General features: G+C 76.6%; 15 protein-coding genes and 1 tRNA gene. 5 read left to right on the plus strand and 11 right to left on the minus strand.

Annotation, left to right across the window (positions count from 1 at the left end; all coding sequences use genetic code 11):
* The first annotated feature begins 129 nt into the window (after positions 1 to 129).
* Positions 130 to 687 carry a type 1 glutamine amidotransferase domain-containing protein gene (locus tag WDV86_RS06280; RefSeq protein WP_339566739.1) on the plus strand — a complete coding sequence of 186 codons (558 nt, stop codon included), beginning with the start codon at positions 130 to 132 and terminating at the stop codon, positions 685 to 687.
* Between the two features lie 70 nt (positions 688 to 757).
* On the opposite strand, the gene WDV86_RS06285 is transcribed toward WDV86_RS06280, so the two are convergent.
* Positions 758 to 1423 carry a hypothetical protein gene (locus WDV86_RS06285; RefSeq protein ID WP_339566740.1) on the minus strand — a complete coding sequence of 222 codons (666 nt, stop codon included), beginning with the start codon at positions 1421 to 1423 and terminating at the stop codon, positions 758 to 760.
* Positions 1424 to 1607: 184 nt separating this feature from the next.
* Between WDV86_RS06285 and WDV86_RS06290 the strand changes: the two genes are divergently transcribed.
* From WDV86_RS06290 to WDV86_RS06300, 3 genes are all read left to right on the plus strand, one after another.
* Positions 1608 to 1775 (plus strand): hypothetical protein, encoded by a 168-nt coding sequence (locus tag WDV86_RS06290; RefSeq protein WP_339566741.1) that lies wholly within the window; start codon positions 1608 to 1610, stop codon positions 1773 to 1775.
* Complete coding sequence (locus WDV86_RS06295) at positions 1775 to 2182, plus strand: RidA family protein (protein ID WP_445262954.1); 408 nt, start codon at positions 1775 to 1777, stop codon at positions 2180 to 2182. The genes WDV86_RS06290 and WDV86_RS06295 overlap by 1 nt, the downstream gene beginning before the upstream one ends.
* 94 nt (positions 2183 to 2276) lie before the next feature.
* The gene (locus WDV86_RS06300; RefSeq protein WP_339566743.1) at positions 2277 to 2600 is read left to right on the plus strand and encodes a hypothetical protein; all 324 of its coding nucleotides are present in this window, start codon (positions 2277 to 2279) and stop codon (positions 2598 to 2600) included.
* A gap of 217 nt (positions 2601 to 2817) precedes the next feature.
* Here WDV86_RS06300 and WDV86_RS06305 read toward each other — a convergent pair whose 3' ends face one another.
* From WDV86_RS06305 to WDV86_RS06315, 3 genes are all read right to left on the minus strand, one after another.
* Entirely contained in the window at positions 2818 to 4131 is a 1314-nt protein-coding gene (locus tag WDV86_RS06305) for an MFS transporter (protein WP_339566744.1), read from the minus strand.
* A gap of 91 nt (positions 4132 to 4222) precedes the next feature.
* A complete protein-coding gene (locus WDV86_RS06310) occupies positions 4223 to 4669 on the minus strand; it encodes a hypothetical protein (protein WP_339566745.1) in 447 nt (148 codons plus the stop codon).
* Entirely contained in the window at positions 4666 to 5448 is a 783-nt protein-coding gene (locus WDV86_RS06315) for an SOS response-associated peptidase (protein ID WP_339566746.1), read from the minus strand. Before WDV86_RS06315 ends, WDV86_RS06310 begins: the two co-directional genes overlap by 4 nt.
* A 221-nt stretch (positions 5449 to 5669) precedes the next feature.
* On the opposite strand from WDV86_RS06315, the gene WDV86_RS06320 reads away from it, so the two are divergent.
* On the plus strand, positions 5670 to 6428 hold the full coding sequence (locus tag WDV86_RS06320; protein ID WP_339566747.1) for a flagellar brake protein: 759 nt from the start codon (positions 5670 to 5672) through the stop codon (positions 6426 to 6428).
* Positions 6429 to 6511: 83 nt separating this feature from the next.
* On the opposite strand, the gene WDV86_RS06325 is transcribed toward WDV86_RS06320, so the two are convergent.
* The 7 genes from WDV86_RS06325 to tmk all read right to left on the minus strand — a co-directional run bounded on the left by WDV86_RS06325 (position 6512) and on the right by tmk (position 17592).
* Positions 6512 to 6588 (minus strand) — tRNA-Thr (locus WDV86_RS06325).
* A gap of 166 nt (positions 6589 to 6754) precedes the next feature.
* A complete protein-coding gene (locus WDV86_RS06330) occupies positions 6755 to 8137 on the minus strand; it encodes an MFS transporter (RefSeq protein ID WP_339566748.1) in 1383 nt (460 codons plus the stop codon).
* 87 nt (positions 8138 to 8224) lie between these two features.
* A complete protein-coding gene (locus tag WDV86_RS06335; protein WP_339566749.1) occupies positions 8225 to 10777 on the minus strand; it encodes a putative bifunctional diguanylate cyclase/phosphodiesterase in 2553 nt (850 codons plus the stop codon).
* 109 nt (positions 10778 to 10886) lie between these two features.
* Positions 10887 to 11243, minus strand: coding sequence for a hypothetical protein (locus WDV86_RS06340; RefSeq protein WP_339566750.1), 357 nt, complete (start codon positions 11241 to 11243; stop codon positions 10887 to 10889).
* A gap of 99 nt (positions 11244 to 11342) precedes the next feature.
* Positions 11343 to 12968, minus strand: a complete 1626-nt coding sequence (locus tag WDV86_RS06345) for an alpha/beta hydrolase (RefSeq protein WP_339566751.1) — start codon at positions 12966 to 12968, stop codon at positions 11343 to 11345.
* Positions 12965 to 14119: a DNA polymerase III subunit delta' gene (locus WDV86_RS06350; RefSeq protein WP_339566752.1), complete on the minus strand. Its 1155-nt coding sequence runs from the start codon at positions 14117 to 14119 to the stop codon at positions 12965 to 12967. The genes WDV86_RS06345 and WDV86_RS06350 overlap by 4 nt, the downstream gene beginning before the upstream one ends.
* On the minus strand, positions 14116 to 17592 hold the full coding sequence (gene tmk / locus WDV86_RS06355) for a dTMP kinase (RefSeq protein ID WP_339566753.1): 3477 nt from the start codon (positions 17590 to 17592) through the stop codon (positions 14116 to 14118). Before tmk ends, WDV86_RS06350 begins: the two co-directional genes overlap by 4 nt.
* Between the last annotated feature and the right edge of the window lie 148 nt (positions 17593 to 17740).

A 17740-nucleotide genomic window follows, 5' to 3' on the forward strand; every position in this document is an offset into this window, starting at 1 on the left:
CGCGCGACGACAGGACGTGCCTACCGTGACGGGCATCTCCCACCGCCCCGGTGGCCCTGGCGTCCTCGACGACGCCCCTCGGGGCGCCCCGGTCCGCCCCCGCGGACCACGACTTCTCAGGAGGACCCCATGGCAGGACAGCTGGACGGCGTCAAGATCGCGTTCCTCGCGGCCGACGGCGTGGAGCAGGTGGAGTACGTCGAGCCGCGCCAGGCGCTGGAGGGCGAGGGCGCCACCGTGCACCTGCTCTCGCTGGCGACCGACCCGATCCAGGCGATGAACGCCGACGTCGAGCCGGCCGACACCTTCACCCCGGACGCGGCCGTCGGCGGCGCCCAGGTCGCCGACTACGACGCGCTCGTGCTGCCGGGCGGGACGGTGAACCCGGACAAGCTGCGTCTGGACGCGGACGCCGTCGCCTTCGTCCGCGACTTCGTCACCTCGGGCAAGCCGGTCGGCGCCATCTGCCACGGCCCCTGGACGCTGGTCGAGGCCGACGTCGTCCGCGGCCGGACGATCACGTCCTGGCCGAGCCTGGCCACCGACATCCGCAACGCCGGCGGCACCCGGGTCGACGAGGAGGTCGCCGTCGACGGCAACCTCGTCACGAGCCGCAACCCCGACGACATTCCCGCCTTCAGCGCGAAGCTCGTCGAGGTCTTCGCCGGAGCCCGCCAGCCCGCCTGACCCCGACGGCGACCCGACGGCGCGTCCCCGCTGGGGGCGCGCCGTCGGCGTCTGCGGCCGACGCGGGTGCTCAGGCCGCCTCGACGGTCGAGACGACGCGCACGAGCGAGGGCTGCGTCGGCGTCGACCCGAAGCCGAAGCGCACCGGCGGGTCGACGGGTGCGAGCGGGCCGAGGTCGACGCCGTCCCACCGGGTGTCGGCGCCGGCGAGCACCCGGACGTCACGGGCGCCGTACCACTCACGCCGCCCTCCGCCGGCGCTGCCGCGCGTGCTCACCCCGCGCACGAGCCGACGGGCGACCGGGTCGACGAGGCTCGCCCACGCCGGCGCCGCCGCGAGCGGGCCGGGGACGGCGCGCAGCAGCCAGCCCAGCCCGGTCCGGCCGCCGACCTCGAGACGCAGCCGCAACGCGCCGGCGTCGACCTCCCACACGGCGCCGGTGCGCACCGGCTCGGTGCGCACGCGGACGTCGACGACGTGGACCTCGTCGAAGCGGTAGACGGCGGAGACGTAGTCGGCGACAGCGCGTGTCGGCGCGAGCAGGAGGCGGGTGCCGTCGGCGCGCTCGACCATCGCGTCGGTGAAGGCGCCGGCGGCGCCGCCCCCGAAGGGCGAGCGACGCCAGTGCCCGACGACGACGCGGGTCCCCTCGCGCGTCCCGAGGCCCGCGATGGCGCCCTCGAAGCGCTCGCGCGCCCGCGCGGCGCGGGCAGGTCGGTCGGGTGCGTGCTCCATCGCTGCCCCTCGGGTGCGGTCGACCTGCGCTGCGGTCGACGTCGGCGGCCAGCGTCGCCCGTCCCGACCGTCGCCGTGAGCCCGACCGTCGCCGCGAGCCCCCACCGTTCCCGCGAGCCCCCACCGTTCCCGCGAGCTCCCACCGTTCCCGCGAGCCAGGGCGGTGGCTGCGACCATCGGGGGCATGGACGTCACAGCCGTGGTGAGCCTGGCCCTGCTGCTCGGTCTCGTCGCCGTCGTCATCAGCCTGCTCGGCAAGCTGGAGCGCATCGCGACGTCGCTCGAAGAGCTCGCGGCGGCGCGGCGCGAGGAGCGGTCTGGCTCGGGTGACGGCAGCGGACCTCGCGCCTGATGACCGCGGACGGCTCCGTACCGGGACGCCGTCGCGTCAGCAGCGGCGCGACCTGGGAGCCGGTCGTGGGGTACTCCCGCGCCGTGCGCGTCGGGCCGCTGGTCTGCGTCGCCGGGACGACGGCCGCGCTGCCCGGCGGTGACGTCGTCGGCCCGGGGGACGCCGGTGCGCAGACCCGGGAGGCGATCCGGCGGATCCGGTTGGCGCTGGAGGAGCTCGGCGGCGGCCTCGACGACGTCGTCCGCACGCGCCTGTACGTCACCGACATCAGCCGGTGGGAGGAGGTCGGCCGCGCGCACGGGGAGCTCTTCGCCGACGTCCGCCCGGCCTGCTCGATGGTCGAGGTCAGCGCCCTCGTCGACCCTGCGCTGCTGGTCGAGGTCGAGGCGGACGCCTGGGTGGCGTGATGGTTGGCGCGGCCGGCCCGGTCCACGGAGCCGTTCGATGACGACGTCACGGCCGAGCCGCCTCGAGACGGCGACGCACGCCAGATGTCTGGACATGACGACTCCGTCGCTCGCGAACGCCCGGGCGAGCTCGTCGAAGCTGGTGGACCCTGACGGCGACGACGTCGTCCTGGTCGCAGCAGCACGACGCGCCGTGCAGGAGGGCCTGCTTGAGGCCGTCGCCGCAGCCGCCGTCAAGGTCATCGTCGAACCCCTGCGGTCGGACCCGCACCAGGTCGGCAAGCCTCTTCGCGAGCCCCTGGCTCCCCTCTGGTCGGCTCGTCGCGGCGAGCACCTCGTGCTCCACCGCCTCCTCGACCGACGCCTCGTCGTCGAGGTCGTCTCCGTGGTCCACCGCCGCCACGCCTACGACCGGTGACCACACCTCGCCGGCGGGCCGCTCCTCACGCCGGGGCGACGTAGACCCGGTGCGAAGGCCCTCGGGCGCGAGCCAGCCGGCGTCCCGAGGACGTCGACGCCCGGCGTGCGCACAGGAGCCGGGCGAGAGCGTCCCCAGACGGCGACGCACCCGCCTCCGGCGACACCGGCGCCCGCCGTGAGACGACGAAGGTGCCGGTGAGGGCGGCGTCCGGGCCTCAGCCGGCGCCGGGCGCCGCCGAGGCCGGGCTGGGAAGCAGCGAGCGGGTCCGGCGCAGCAGGAGGGTCAGCACCAGGGCACCGAGGACGCCCGCGGCCGCGAGGACGACGACGCCCGGCCAGCGGGCCTGCTCCCAGGCCAGCCCCGCGAGCGTCCCGCCGACGGAAGAGCCGGCGTAGTAGGCGACCAGGTAGGTCGAGGCCGCCTGCGCCGTCGCCCGCCCGCCCGCGCCGGCGCGGGCCCCGACCCAGCCGCTGGCGACGCCGTGGGCGGCGAAGAACCCGGTCGTCATGACGGCGATGCCGGCCACGAGCAGCCACAGCGGCTCGGCCAGGGTGAGGGCCAGGCCCGCGGCGACGACGAGGACGGCGACGGGCACCACCGCCCTGCGCCCGACGGCGTCCGCCAGGCGCCCGGCGGTCGTCGAGGACACCGAGCCCAGGGCGTAGGCCACGAAGACGAGTCCCGCCAGGCCCGGGCCCAGGGCGTACGGCGGCGCGGCCAGGCGGAAGCCGACGGCGTTGTAGACGGCCACGAAGGCCCCCATGAGCAGGAAGGACACGCCGTACAGGGCGAGCAGCGCCGGGTCGGTGAGCACCCCGCGGCTGCGGCGGGCGAGCTGGCGCAGCCCGGCCGGCGCCGGCACGAAGCGCCGCGACGTCGGCAGCAGCCGCCGGACGGCGAGGGCGACGACGAGGCTCAGCGCGCCGACCACCCCGGTGGCCACCCGCCAGTCCGCCAGCTCGGCGAGACCGCTGGCGACGAGCCGCCCGCTCATCCCGCCGACGGCGTTGCCGCCGATGAACAGGCCGGTCGCCCAGCCTGCAGCCGTCGGGTGCACCTCCTCGCGCAGGTAGGCGACGGCGACGGCGGGCAGTCCCGCGAGGACGAGCCCGAGCAGCCCGCGCAGGCCGACGAGCGAGACCCACGTCGGCGCGAACGCGCACGCGACCCCCAGCACCGACCCGCCGAGCAGGGAGGCGTGCACGAGCGGGGTCCGGCCGACGCGCTCGGAGATCGGGGCGGCGACGACGAGGCCGACGGCCAGGCCGGCCGTCGTCGCCGACAGGGCGAGGGTGGACGCCGTCGGCGAGACGTCGAAGTCCGCGGCCAGCAGCGGCAGCAGCGGCTGGGGCACGTAGACCAGGGCGAAGGTCACCAGGGCGCCGAGGAACAGCCCCACCGAGGCCCGGCGCAGACCCCGCTCACCCCGGCGGTAGCCCACGACGTCCGCGCCGTGGGCCGCCGGCGCCGCCGCGCCGGAGGTCCCGGCCGCCCGCCGGTGGCGGCGGCGACGACGCAGGCGAGGCACAGCGCGACGCTACCGGGCGCCCCGACGCCGGCCCCGGCGGCACGAGGTGGGCCGCCTCACCTCGGGTGGGCCGCCGGGAGCGGCGACGGCCTCAGACCAGCGGCGGGAGCGGCCCGCGGGTCCGCGCCGCGCGGGCGAGCCCGGCGACCCGCACGAGCGCCAGGACCGCGCCTCCCCCGGCCAGGGCGGGCCCGACGAGCAGGTCGCTGAGCAGCGCCGAGACGAGCAGGAGCAGCGCGAGCGCCACGAGACCGGCGACCACGAGCACCGGCAGCGACCGCACGCCGTTGCCCGACTCCACCTGGGCGGCCACGAGCCGTCCACCGACGGCGCCGGTGATCGAGCCCACCGCCGCCGACAGCACGACGGGCGCGAGCACGAGCAGCGCGCCGTCGCCGCTCCCGGCGCCGGGCGTCAGCAGCAGGAGGGCCACCCCGGTCACGGCACCGGCCACCGCGCCGAGGACGGCGCCCGAGCGGGCCCCGCGGCCGACGAGGGCGGCCCGCTCGCCCGCCGCGGCCGGGTCCACGCCGCTCATGAGCCACTGCTCCCGACGTCGCCCTCGCGTCGCCCAGGCTGGTCGGCGACGGGCTCGACGAGCTCCGGGCCGTCCCGTCGGACGTCGCCGACACCGGGGCCGACGACGTGCGGCACCAGGCGCGGCTCGGGCAGGGACGCGACGAGCGCCCGCACCTCCTCGGCGTCGGTGGTCGCGGTGCACAGCCAGTCCGCGCGCCGGTCGGCGGGCACCAGCAGCGGCGTGCGGTCGTGGATCTCCCCGAGCGCGTCATGGGCTGACGTCGTCACGACGGTCACCGACCACAGCCACCGCGCGGGGTCGTCGTCGGCGCGGGAGCGGTCGCGCCAGAGCTCGTAGAGGCCGGCGAAGGTGAGCAGCGAGGAGTCCTCGGCGCGCAGGAACCACGGTGTCTTGCGCTTCTGGCCGGGGACGGCCTGCCACTCGTAGTAGCCGTCGGCGGGCACGAGGCACCGTCGCCGGCCCGCGGCGGCCTTGAAGGCCGAGCGCTCGGTGAGCGTCTCGGAGCGCGCGTTGATCATGCGGGCGCCGCCCGTGGCGTCCTTCGACCACGACGGCACCAGGCCCCACCGCGCCGTGCGCAGCTGGCGGCGCGGCGCCCGAGGCACCTCCTCCGGGCCGTCGCGGCCCTCTCGCGGCGGGCGCTCGACCACGACCCTGACGGCGTCGGTCGGCGCCACGTTCCACGACGGCGCGAGCTCCTCGCCGACGACGTCCTCGACGTCGAGCTCCTCGACGACCTGCGCGTCCCGCACCGAGCTCGCGTACCTGCCGCACATGTGACCAGTGTGCCCGGCGTCGTCGGTGCCGCTGCGACACCTCGACCCGCGCCGCCCTCGGCCGGCGCCGGCACTTCAGGTCCTCGTGCGCGCTGCCGATGTGACGGCGAGCAGGTGCGCCGTCGCGGGCCGCGACGGCACCGCCCGGCCAGCTCCCCGCGGGGTCGGCTCGTTGGCGCGGGGTGGCCGGCGCAGAGGTCAATGACGGGGAGGGGGACGACATGGGCTCGGCACGGGGTGCGACGACCGCTCGGCTGCTGCCCGCCGACGACGTCCCGCCGGTGGGCGCGCTGCTGGACGTCGCGCCCCACCGTGCGTCGGCGGCCCTGACGGCCCGGTTGCTCGACGTCGGGCCCGACCGTCTCGTCCTGGCGCCGCCGACCGACGTCCTCGGCACGCCCGCCGCCCTCGCCGAGGGCGAGCAGGTCGACCTGGTGTGGGGCGAGCACGGCGAGGTCCTCGGCGTCAGCGCCGTCGTCGCGCGCCGCGCCGACACCGAGTGGACCGCCACGATCACCTCGACCCTGCAGAAGGTCCAGCGGCGTGACGCCGTCCGCGTGCGGGTGGACCTGCGGGCCACCATCGCCCGGGCCCGGCTGACGAGCGGCCCCGTACCGGTGCAGGGCGGGTCGGCGGCGGTGCCGGCGAGGGAGATGGCGGAGCCAGCCGAGGGCCTGCACGCCAGCGCGCCTCCCCCGCTGCTCGTGCCCGTCGACGACCTCAGCGAGACGGGCGCGCGCTGCGTCGTCGACCCCGTGGTGCTGCGACTCGACCAGGGCGAGCGCGTGCTGCTGGACCTGCCCGTCGACGGGCTCACCGGCCCGGTCACCGCCACGGTCGTCCACCGCCGCTTCCGCCCGGGCGCCCGCGGCGTCCTCGTCGGCCTGCGCTTCACCGACCTGCCGACGGGCGACGCCGACCTGCTGCGCCGCTACGTCTTCACGCGCCTGCGCGAGCTGCGCCGCCGCGGCGCTCTCTGACGCCGGCGCGGCGTCGACGACGAGACGCCCGTGGACGCACGTCGGCCCCCGCGGCAGGTGCCGACGGGGGCCGTGCGTGCTGGTGGAGCCGCCTGTGGGAGTCGAACCCACGACCTACGCATTACGAGTGCGTCGCTCTAGCCGACTGAGCTAAGGCGGCGGGACGCGCAGGGCGCGTCGGGCGTCGATGCTACCGGGCCGGGCGCCGTGGTCTCGACCCCTCGACCCCTCGACCGCTCGACCTCGGGGCGCGTGCAACGTCGCCGAGGCGGGCTCCTGCCCGTCGAGGCTCTGATGCGCGGCGCCGCACGCCCAGGGCGCCGACCTTAGGACCGGCGGCCGCCCGGGCCGCCGGGGGCGCCCGTCCCCGCGAAGTCGCTCTCGCGCGTCTCCTTCGAGACCAGCAGGGCCACGAGCGTGACCGCGGCGACGACGACGAGGTACAGGCCCACCCAGCCGAGGCCGCCGCGCAGCAGCAGCCACGCCGCCAGGTACGGCGCGATCGAGGCGCCGAGGATGCTGGCGAGGTTGTAGGACAGCGACGCCCCCGTGTACCGCACGTGCGGCGGGAACAGCTCGGGCAGCAGCGCGCCCATCGGGCCGAAGGTCATGCCCATGAGCGAGAGGCCCACGAGCAGGAACAGCAGCACCCGCGGCGTCGACCCGTCCCCGAGCAGCAGCGGGAAGGCCAGGCCGAAGGCGATGATCGCGACCGTCGTCAGCAGGAGCGGGCGCCGCCGGCCGAAGCGGTCGGCTACCAGGCCGGCGACCGGCACGAGCGCCCCGAAGGCCAGCACGGCGAGCATGAGCAGCAGCAGGAACCGCTCGCGGGAGTACCCCAGGCCGCCGTCGGCGACGGGCGTCGTCCCGTACGTCAGGGAGAAGACCGTCATCAGGTAGAAGAGCGTGTAGGTGGCGAGCATGACGCCGATGCCCACGACGAGCGGCTTCGGCGAGCGCGTCACGACCGTCGCCAGCGGCACCCGCGCCTGCGAGGAGCTCTCGACCACCTTGGCGAAGATCGGCGTCTCCACGAGCTGGAGCCGCACGTACAGGCCCAGGACGACGAGCGCGGCCGAGAGCAGGAAGGGGATGCGCCAGCCCCAGGCGAGGAAGGCCTCGTCGGGCAGCAGCGCGGAGAGCAGCAGGAAGACGCCGTTGGCCACGAAGAAGCCGATGGGCGCCCCCAGCTGGGGGAAGGAGCCGAAGAGGGCCCGCCGGCCGCGCGGGGCGTTCTCGGTGGCCAGCAGCGCCGCACCGCCCCACTCCCCACCCAGGCCGAGGCCCTGGCCGAAGCGCATGACGCACAGCAGCACCGGCGCCCACACGCCGATGGCGGCGTAGGTGGGCAGCAGGCCGATGAGGACTGTGGCCACGCCCATGACGAGCAGGGACGCCACGAGCGTCGCCTTGCGCCCGACCCGGTCGCCGAAGTGCCCGAAGAGTGCCGAGCCGAAGGGCCGGGCGACGAAGGCGATGGCGAAGGTCGCGAGCGACTGCAGCTGCGCCGTCACCGGGTCGTCCTGCGGGAAGAACAGCACCGGGAAGACCAGCACCGCGGCGGTCGCGTAGATGTAGAAGTCGTAGAACTCGATGGCCGTCCCGACGAGGCTCGCCGTCAGGACGCGGCGCGGCGGGTTGGTGGGAGCCTCGCCGGCAGCGGGGCCGCCCGGGGCGGGCTGGTCGAGGTCGGGCGCGGGGGTGCTCACAGCAGGCCTTCCGGGCGGCTCGGTAGGGTCGCCCGAGGCTAGGCCGGTCCCACTCGTCGAGACCCGTCGTCCCACATCCCGGACGCCTCAACCGACCAGCGGACCGGGCGCGTGCTCGTCGACCCAGCGCGGCACCTGGTCGCCCGGCATGGGGCGCGCGACGACGAAGCCCTGGACGAGCTCGCACCCGAGCGCCTGCACCCGCTCGCGGGCGACGTCGCTCTCGACGCCCTCGGCGACGACGCGCATCCCGAGGTCGTGGGCCAGCAGGACGATCGAGCGGACGACGGTGGAGTCGGTGGCCTCCAGCTCCAGCCGCTTGACGAAGGACTGGTCGATCTTGACCTCGTGCACGGGCAGCCGCTCGAGGTAGGCCAGCGAGGAGTGACCGGTGCCGAAGTCGTCGACGCTGAGCCTGACGCCGAGCCGGCCGAGGGCGGCGAGCACCTCGAGGCTGCGCTCGGGGTCGCTCATGACGCCGCTCTCCGTGATCTCCAGGACGAGCGCCGACGGCGGCGTCCTCGTGGCAGCGAGGAGTGCGCCCACCGAGTCCGGCAGCGTGAGGTCGGAGATGTCCCGGGCCGTGACGTTGACCGAGACGTCGATCTCGACGCCCACGTCCAGCCACGCGGCACGCAGCCGCAACGACTCGGCGAGCACGGAGAGGCTCAGCCGCCCGAGCAGACCGGTGCGCTCGGCGATGGCCACGACCTCGCCGGGCGGGACCCAGCCGTAGAGCGGGTGCCACCACCGCAGGAGGGCCTCGACCCCGGTGACGACACCCGTCCGCGCGTCGATCTGCGGCTGGCACCAGACCTCGAAGCGACGCTGCTCGATGGCGCTGGGCAGCTCGCCCGCGAGGGCCAGCCGGCGGTGGACGGCGTCGGTGTCCTCCGGCACGTACGAGGCGACCCCCTCGCCGGTCGCCTTCGCGGCGTACATGGCGACGTCGGCGTGGACGAGCAGCTCGTCGCTGTCGCGCGCCCCCTCGGGGATCGGGGCGACGCCGAAGCTGGCGGTCGTGGTGAGCGTGATGTCCTGCAGCGGGACCGGGGCGGTGACACGCTCCAGCAGCTCGTGCGCCCGCTCGAAGGCCTCTGCCGGGCACACGCCGGGGAGCAGGACGGCGAACTCGTCGCCGCCGAGGCGGGCGACGGTGCCCTCGTAGGCGTCCCCGGGCCGGTCGAGCACGACGGCCGACCGCAGGCGGCGGCCCGTGACCTGCAGCAGCTCGTCACCTGCGCGGTGGCCCAGGGTGTCGTTCACGTCCTTGAAGTCGTCCAGGTCCATGAGCAGGACGGCGCCGCCGATGCCGGACGCGAGGGCCCGGCCGACCGCCTCGTTGAAGGCGCGACGGTTCGGCAGCCCGGTGAGGGCGTCGTGGAGGGCGTCGTGCTCACGCTCGGCGGCGACCCGGCGCAGGCGGTCGACGAGACGCGCCTTCTCGAGCGTGACGGCGGCGTGTGCCGCCAGGGTCTCGAACAGCCGCACGTCCTGCTCGCGGAACGTCTCCTTCTCGAAGGTCCGGTCGGCGACCATCAGGACCCCGGAGAAGGCCTCGGAGGTGATCGGCACCGCGATGCCGTCCCGGGGGCAGTCGACGGTCCGCGCCTCGGGCGCGGCGTCGCTGGGCAGCAGGACCGAGCGTCCCGCCAGGGCGTCGGACCACCAGACCTCCGCCGCGTCGGCGTCGTCGACGTCCCGGCGCCCCACCTCCACCCCACCCTCGACCTCGACGAAGGTGTGCGGCTCGCCGCTCCCTCCGGAGAGGACGAGGGCAGCCCGCCGGGCACGCAGGAGCACGGCCGCCTCGGCGAGCACGACGGTGACGGCGTCGTCGAGCTCTGCCGCCCGGCCGGTCGACCCCACGAAGCGGTACAGCGCCTGGAGGCGGGTGTGGCCGTCGACGAAGGAGGAGTACGCCCGGTAGCCGAAGAGGAGGAGCACGACGACGACGAGCACGAGCACGAGACCCGCGGGCCGCTCGACGAGCAGGACGACGACGAGGAGCCCCATGCAGGTGTTGATGAGCGCGCCAGCGAGCCCCGCGACCAGCATCTGCCGCAAGAGCTGGCGGTCGAAACCACCCTCGATGAGACCGACAGCGGCGCCGACGGCCACCCCGGAGATGACGTTGCCCGACAGGGCGGCAGCGAGAACCGCTACCCACGTGCCGACTCCGACGTCGTCGCCCGGGGGGGCCAGCAGCACGAAAACCGCGACGGTGACGGAGGCCTCGAGCAGGTACAGCGCGGTGTTGAAGGTGAGCTTGCGTCCTCGTTGACCTTCCCAGACCACCAGGGCGAGGAAGCCGCCGGCCAGGTAGGCGACGACGTAGGCCGAAGGGGTGAGGAACACGAGCCCCAGCACCACAGGCAGCTCACGCAGCGAGAAGGTGTAGGCCGTCCGGGTGGTCGGCAGGTGGATGACGGCGGCCTCGGCGACGGCGAAGGCAGCGAGGAGCCCCAGGAGGGAGGAGAGGGGGGTCAGAGACTCCCACCCCTGAGGCGGTCGGGCGAGGACGAGCAGGGGGAGCGACAGGAAGACCAGGAGTGCTGACAGCAGGCAGACCCTCCGTCCCGGCGAGGGGCCCGGAGCGGACATGTCGAGCGGCGTCGAGGTGCTGTCGGGTGCGGCCACGGCCCCTACCCCTCCTCCTCGACCTCAGCAGACCTTGGCCCTCATGGGACCAGGTGAGGAGCCTCTTGGCCAGCGTTTCGAGGGAGCGACGTCACGACGCGCTGACCACTCACTCCCAGCGGAAGCCCTTGCGGTCGGTCCCGGCAGCCTCCCAGCGGAAGCCCTTCTTGGCCACGCCGGCCCTCTCCCAGCGGAAGCCCTTCCGGTCGGTCCCGGCACCCTCCCAGCGGAAGCCCCGGTCCACGCCGGCGCTCTCCCAGCGGAAGCCCGTCCGGTCGGTCCCGGCGCCCTCCCAGCGGAAGCCCTTCTCGACGCCGGCGCTCTTGGGTGCGGCGGAGGCGACACCGGCAGTGCCGAGGAGCGAGACGGACAGGACGACCGCACCGGCGAGGGCGGCGAGGACGCGGCGGACGGGGCGGTTGCTCTTCATGGTCATGGTGGCGTGGTCGGTGATGTGAGCGCTCATCTTGACTCCTCTGGGAGACAGCCACCCGGTCGGGCGACATAGCAGATCTGGCTCCATCAAACCCTCAAGTTCGGCCCGCGTCACGCCCGAGGTCCGATGTCAGCTGCGACACACCGCCCCTGCGGCGGGGAGGCGTCCGTCCACGAGGTAGTCGTCGACCGCCCCGTCGACGCAGGCAGAAGCACGCCGGTAGGCCGTGTGGCCCTCTCCCTCGAAGGTGAGCAGACGTCCGCTGCTGAGCTGCTCGGCCAGCGCCCGAGACCACTCGTACGGGGTAGCCGGATCACCCGTCGTGCCGACGACCAGGACGGGCGGAGCCCCTGCTGCCGTCACCGGTGAGGGCGTCCGCGTCGCCGGCACCGGCCACACCGAGCACGTGGGGTCACCCGCCCCGAGCAGCCCCGCGAAGGTCGGTGCCGCCTCCGCGAGCTGGGCCCGCAGCGCCTCCTGCGCGCCCGGGTCGTCCGGCGGAGCCGGGTAGTCGAGGCAGTTGACGGCCGTGAAGACCTCGAGAAGGTTGCTGAGGTAGCGGCCGTCGGGCGCCCGGCCGGCGTAGAGGTCGGCGAAGGCGAGCAGCGTCGTCCCGTCCCCGTCCTGCGCGTCGGCGAGCGCGGCCGCCAGGTCGGGCCAGGCGCTGTCGTCGTACAGCGGGGCGATGACGCCGGTCGCCGCGAGCGGGCGGGTCAGCGGCCGCTCGGGGTCGGTCGTCGGCAGCGGGTCTTCCTCGGTGGCCGCGAGGAGGTCGGCGACCTGACCGAGCGCCTCGTCGACGTCTGCGGCGTCCTGCAGCGGGCAGTCGTCCAGCTCGCCCGCGAGGCACGCCGTGACGAAGGCCCGCAACGCCCCCTCCAGGCCCCGGGCCTGCCCGACGGCGACGTCGACGGCCGAGCTGGCCGGGTCGAGGCCGCCGTCCAGGACGAGACGCCCGACCCGCTGGGGGAAGAGCCGCGCGTACTCGGCGCCCAGCAGGGTGCCGTAGGAGGCGCCGAGGTAGTGCAGCCGTTCCTCGCCGAGGGCCGCGCGGACGACGTCGAGGTCGCGCGCCACCGAGGGCGTCCCGATCTCGCCGAGCAGGTCCCCGGCGTCCTCGAGACACCCCTGGCCGAGCTCCTCGGCGCGCTCTCGCGCCCGCTGCTCGCCCTCGGGGGTCGTGGTGTCGACGTCCTCGGCCAGGTAGGCGTCCAGCGCCGCGTCGTCCAGGCAGTCCACCGGGGCGGAGCGGCCGACCCCGCGAGGGTCGACCCCGACGACGTCGTAGCGCTCGCGGACGTCCTCGCTCGCGACCCGGCTGGCGTCGGTGCCCACCCAGTCCACGGCCGAGGCGCCCGGGCCACCCGGGTTCACGACGAGCGCCCCGAGCCGGTCGTCCTCCTCGCCCGCCGGGACCCGCGAAACCGCCAGCTCCAGCACCTCGCCGTCGGGGGCGGCCCAGGCGACCGGGACGGTCACCGTCGTGCACTCCAGCACCTCACCGCACGGCACCCAGGCGAGCTCCTGGTCGTAGAAGCGCGCCAGCGCCGGGTCCTGCGCCGGCTCGCCGGCGGTCTGCGTGACAGGGCCGGGCGCGGGCAGGTCCTCCGCCGGCCCGCCCTCGGGCTCGGGCGGGCCCGCGCAGCCGGCGAGCAGGGCCACCCCCAGCGCGACCGGCAGCAGCCGCGGGCGCAGGCCCGCACCGGCCGCCAGCCGGGTCGGTCGGGCGGCGTAGGGGGGCGGCGCCAGGCTCACGCCGCGTCCGCCGCCTCGGGCAGCAGCCGCACGCAGAGCGCCTCCAGCGTCAGCAGCGGGTTGACGTTGTTCTGCAGCCGCTCTCGCGCCACCCCGATGTCGTCCATGCGGGCAAGCGTCGCACCTGGCCCGTCGCGCCCCGCGAGCGCCTGCAGATCGGCCGCCATGGCGGCGTTGACAAGGTCGACGCCGGCACCGAGCTGGAGGACCAGGACGTCGCGGTAGACCGACAGCAGGTCGAGCAGGGCACGGTCGAGGACGTCGCGGCGCAGCCGGGTCGCCCGTCGTTTCTGCTCCTCCTCCAGCTGGCGGACCTGCGAGCGCAGCGCGGGCGGGGCGCTGCGGCCGGGCTCGACCCCGAGCGTCCGCAGGAGCTCGGAGCGCTCCCGGGCGTCCCGCTCGGCGCTGGCCGAGGTGGCCTCCTCGGTCGCCACCTCGACGAGGTCGCCGGCTCGGGCCACCGCGTCGGCGACGCCGCCGAGCTCCCACGGCGTCCGGACCACCTCCCGACGCCGCGTGCGCGCCCCCTCGTCGAGCGCCAGGCGCCGGGCGAGCCCGACGTGGCTCTGCGCGGCGCGGGCCGCGAAGGCCGCCATCGCCGGGTCGACGCCGTCGCGGCGGACGAGGAGGTCGGCGACGTCGGCCACGGGCGGGACGCGCAGCCGCACGGCACGCGAGCGCGAGCGGATCGTCGACAGCACGTCCTCCGGGCTCGGCGCGCAGAGCAGCCAGACGGTGCGCTCGGGCGGTTCCTCGATGGCCTTGAGCAGGACGTTGGTGGTGCGCTCGAGCATCCGGTCGGCGTCCTCGACGAGCACGATCCGCCACCGGCCGGTCGAGGGGCGCCGCTGCGCGGACTGCACGAGCTCGCGGACGACGTCGATGCCGAGCGTCAGGGTCTCGGTGGCGACGACCCGCAGGTCGGCGTGCGTGCCCGCGACGGCCGTCCGGCAGGCGTGGCAGCGCCCGCAGCCGGTGCCGTCCTCGCACAGGAGAGCCGCCGCGAAGGCGCGGGCGGCGACCGACCGGCCCGACCCGGGCGGGCCGGTGAACAGCCAGGCGTGGGCGTGCGCCCCGGCCCCCGGCGTGGCCGCGCGACGCAGCACCTCCACGGCCTCGGGCTGGCCGACGACCTCCTCCCAGACGCTCACCGCCGGTGCCGTGACGAGCCGCGCGCCGCGGGCCCCTCGACCTCCGGCCGCTCCTCGCCGTCGCGCTCCTGCATCCCGAACAGCTGGTCGGCGAGGGCACCGCTGGAGGGGGAGGCACGGTCGGGCCCGCGGCCGCCGAGGACAGGAGAGGAGGCGGACTCGCCCTCGGCCCTGCGCCGGGAGGCCGCCGCGCGGCGCCGGGCTCGCTGCTGGGCCTGCCGCCGCCGGTCGGCCGCCTGCAGCTCGTGGAGGGCGGGCCGGTCCTCGCCGTCCTCGGTCGCCACGGGCAGCTCGGCGGTGCGCGGCGGCCGCCCGGACGCCGGCGCCTCCTCGTCGACGGTCTCCTCGTCGACGGTCTCCTCGTCGACCTGCTCGTCGACGGTCTCCTCGTGGGGGGTCGGCCCGTCGACGGTCTCCTCGTGAGCCGTCCGCTCGTCGACGGCCAGGTCGTCGGCAGCGCGAGCGCCGGCCCCGACCGGAGCGCTGCGGGCGAAGATCTCCTCCGCGAGCGCGTCGTCGGCGGGGTCGTCCCCGAGCGGGCGCAGCCGGCCGACGTCGACGCGCTCGGTCTGCGCCCGACGGCGAGCGCCGGCCCGGCGCTCGGCCTCGGCCCGCTCCTCCTGCTGCTCGCGGCGGACCATCTCCTGCGCGCGGCGGCGCTCCTGCTCCTCGGCCTCCTCGCGGGCGGCGCGCTCCCGCTCGCGGCGCTCGGCCTCGCGCGCCTGCGCGGCGGCGTGGCGTCGGACGCGCTGCTCCTCCAGGCGGCTGCGCTCCAGCTGGGCGAGCGCCTCGCTGCGTGCGGCGCTCTGCGCCTCCGCGACGTCCTCGGCGGACCGGCGGACGACCTCGGGGAGCTGCTCGAGCCGCTCGGCGGGCAGCCGGACAGGCGGAGGAGGCGACGCCGCGACGGCCGCGCCGACCTCCGGAGCCGGTGCCACGGCGACCCGGGCGTCACCCAAGGTCCTCGCCGTCGCGACCGCGGTCTCGGCGGAGCGCACCGACGTCGCCGCCCTCTCCTCGGCCCGACGGTGCTCGGCGCGAGCGCGCACCTCCTCGGCCCGCTCGAGCTCAGCCCTCTCACGCTCAGCCTGCTCACGCTCGGCCTGCTCACGCTTGGCCTCGACGCGCTCTCGCTCAGCCTGCTCGGCCCGCCCGCGCTCCTCTGCGGCCTCACGCTCGCGGGCTCGGGCCGCCGACTGCTCCGCGGCCTCCTCCCGCGCCGCCCGCTCGGCATCCCGCTCCTCGGCCTCCCGGCCCTCGACCTCCCCCTCGGGCTGCTGCGGCCCGGGCGTCCCCCCACCCGCCTCGACAGCCGTCTGCGGGCTCGTCGGCGCCTCGCCGTCACCAGGCCCGCCGGCTTGCCGCTCGGTCGTCACCACCGGCACCGGACCGGTCGGGCTGTCGTCGTCCCGCTCCGTCTCGCCGCGGTCGTCCGCAGGCGCCGGCAGGTGGGGCGAGAGGGCCTGCACCACGGCCGCGGTGACCTCGACGGCGGGCGCCGCGGCGTCGAGCACGAGGTAGCGATCACCGCCTGCGCGGGCGAGGTCGAGGAAGACCTGCCGGACGCGGGCGTGGAAGTCGTCGGGCTCGGCGTCGAGCCGGTCGTCGGCCCCAGCCCCTCGGCGGCGCTGCCACGACGTCGACGGGTCGACGTCGAGGACCACGACGAGGTCGGGCACGAGTCCCTCGGTCGCCCATGCCGACAGGGCGAGGACCTCCTCGCGCGGCAGCGACCGCCCGGCGCCCTGGTAGGCGAGCGAGGAGTCGACGTACCGGTCAGTGATCACGACGGCGCCGCGTTCGAGCGCGGGGCGCACGACCTCGGCGACGTGCGAGGCGCGGTCGGCGGCGTACAGCAGCGCCTCGGCCCGCGGGGTGACGGCCGCCCCGCCCTCGGCGAGGACGAGCCGGCGCAGCTCGGCGCCGAGCGGCGTGGCTCCCGGCTCCCGCGTGAGCACCACGTCGACGCCCTCCTGCTGGAGGGCCTGGCCGAGGCGGGCGGCCTGGGTCGACTTGCCCGAACGCTCCCCGCCCTCGAGCGCGACGAGGACCCCGGGCAGCCCGTGCGCGTCGACGGCGTCGCCGGCCAGAGGAGGTGCCGCAGCGCCACGCGCGGCGGTCGGCCGGCCACCGACCAGCTCGCCGTCGTCCGGACCACGCAGCAGGAAGGGAAGCAGCGGGCCTGCCAGCCGGTCGGAGAGAGGGCGCACGACGAGCAGCGAGGTGAGGACGGCGGCCAGGCCGACGAGGAGCAGGACCACGCCGGCCCCTCCGACGACGACCGTGCCGGCGGAGCCGACGGGGAAGGCCACCGTCCCCACGACGCCCGCGAGCACCGGCGCGAGGACGGCGACGAGGGCGAGGACGGCCGCCTCCGCCGCCCGGACGTCGGGGGCGGGCCGGGTGTCGACCGACCCGGTGGCGAGGACCGCGCACGCTGCGGCGGCGGCCGCCAGGGCGAGCAGCAGCGCGACGAGGACGAGATCACCCACCACGCCTGCGAGCAGCACGAGCGAACCTGCGGCGCCGGCGCCGAGGACGAGGACGCTGCCGGGGGCGGCGGAGGCGGCCGGCCAGCGGAGGACGCCGGCGGCTCCGGCAAGTCCCCCGCCGGCGAGAGCGAGCAGCAGCAGCGCGGCGCCGGCCCCCCCGGCCGAGAGGCCCTGCGCGTGCAGCGGCGCGAGGGCGGCCGCCGCCACGACCGGTGTGAGCGCGGCGCACCGCGCCGCCCCGCGGGCCGTCGCGACCACTGCCCGCAACGCCCGAGGCGACAGCCGATCACGGCTGGGACGCGCGACCGGCGTCTCGCGCGTCCCCCTCGGCCTGGTGCGCACGGCGAGGGCGGCGACGGCGAGCGCGACGGCGAGCAGGGCCGGCGCCGGAGCCGCGAGGACACCGGCGACGGCGTCGACCGCGCGGCCGACGGCCCCGAGCACGAGGGCGACCGACAGCGCAGGCAGGGCGAGGGCCAGCAGGCGCCGTGGTCCTCCTGGCGTGCCGCCCGGCACGGGCGGGCGCGCGAGCTCGGCGAGCAGCACGAGGACGACGACGGCAGGCGGGGCCCAGGCGGCGAGCGCCGGGGCCGGGAGCGCGACGAGTGCGGCGAGCAGCAGGCCCGAGACGGCCCGTGCCGCGTGGCCCCAGCGGGTCGCCAGACGCTCCCGAGGGCCTGCCGCTGCTGCCGGCAGCAGCGGGACGGTCAGCAAGCGCACCGCCAGCACCAGGGCGAGAGCGAGGGCCCCCGTGCCGGGCGAGTCGGCCACGACGACGGCGGCCGTGGCCCCCGAGGCCACCCAGAGGACGTCGAGGGCCCCAGCCGCCCCTCCGGCGGGCAGCACGCCGGCCGGTCGGTGCAGGGCCAGCCGCTCGGCCGGGACCTCGGGGGCGCCGGGCGACCCGGCACGCCCTCGGCGCGGCGCAGCCGGCCGCGCACCCCCGCGGGGCACGGGCTGGGCAGGGCGTGCGGCGCTCACGCGGCGAGCGTATCGACGGGCTCCGACACCGAGGGGGCGCCGCGCTGGCGCCGCGCAGGGCAGGCGCCGACCGGCCCGGACGAGAGCGTGACGGCTGGGCTCCATGAGACTCCTGGGCTTCGCGCGATGCCTCGCGGCCCTCCGGAGC

Source organism: Pseudokineococcus sp. 1T1Z-3, from assembly GCF_037482365.1.
Classification (GTDB): domain Bacteria; phylum Actinomycetota; class Actinomycetes; order Actinomycetales; family Quadrisphaeraceae; genus Pseudokineococcus.

Excerpts from the sequence above, each read along its gene's own strand:
- WDV86_RS06300 (WP_339566743.1), top strand. The coding sequence starts at position 2,277 with ATGACGACTCCGTCGCTCGCGAACGCCCGGGCGAGCTCGTCGAAGCTG.
- WDV86_RS06290 (WP_339566741.1), top strand. The coding sequence starts at position 1,608 with ATGGACGTCACAGCCGTGGTGAGCCTGGCCCTGCTGCTCGGTCTCGTC.
- WDV86_RS06310 (WP_339566745.1), bottom strand. The coding sequence starts at position 4,669 with ATGAGCGGCGTGGACCCGGCCGCGGCGGGCGAGCGGGCCGCCCTCGTC.
- WDV86_RS06320 (WP_339566747.1), top strand. The coding sequence starts at position 5,670 with ATGGGCTCGGCACGGGGTGCGACGACCGCTCGGCTGCTGCCCGCCGAC.
- WDV86_RS06295 (WP_445262954.1), top strand. The coding sequence starts at position 1,775 with ATGACCGCGGACGGCTCCGTACCGGGACGCCGTCGCGTCAGCAGCGGC.
- WDV86_RS06285 (WP_339566740.1), bottom strand. The coding sequence starts at position 1,423 with ATGGAGCACGCACCCGACCGACCTGCCCGCGCCGCGCGGGCGCGCGAG.
- WDV86_RS06315 (WP_339566746.1), bottom strand. The coding sequence starts at position 5,448 with ATGTGCGGCAGGTACGCGAGCTCGGTGCGGGACGCGCAGGTCGTCGAG.
- WDV86_RS06280 (WP_339566739.1), top strand. The coding sequence starts at position 130 with ATGGCAGGACAGCTGGACGGCGTCAAGATCGCGTTCCTCGCGGCCGAC.
- WDV86_RS06340 (WP_339566750.1), bottom strand. The coding sequence starts at position 11,243 with ATGAGCGCTCACATCACCGACCACGCCACCATGACCATGAAGAGCAAC.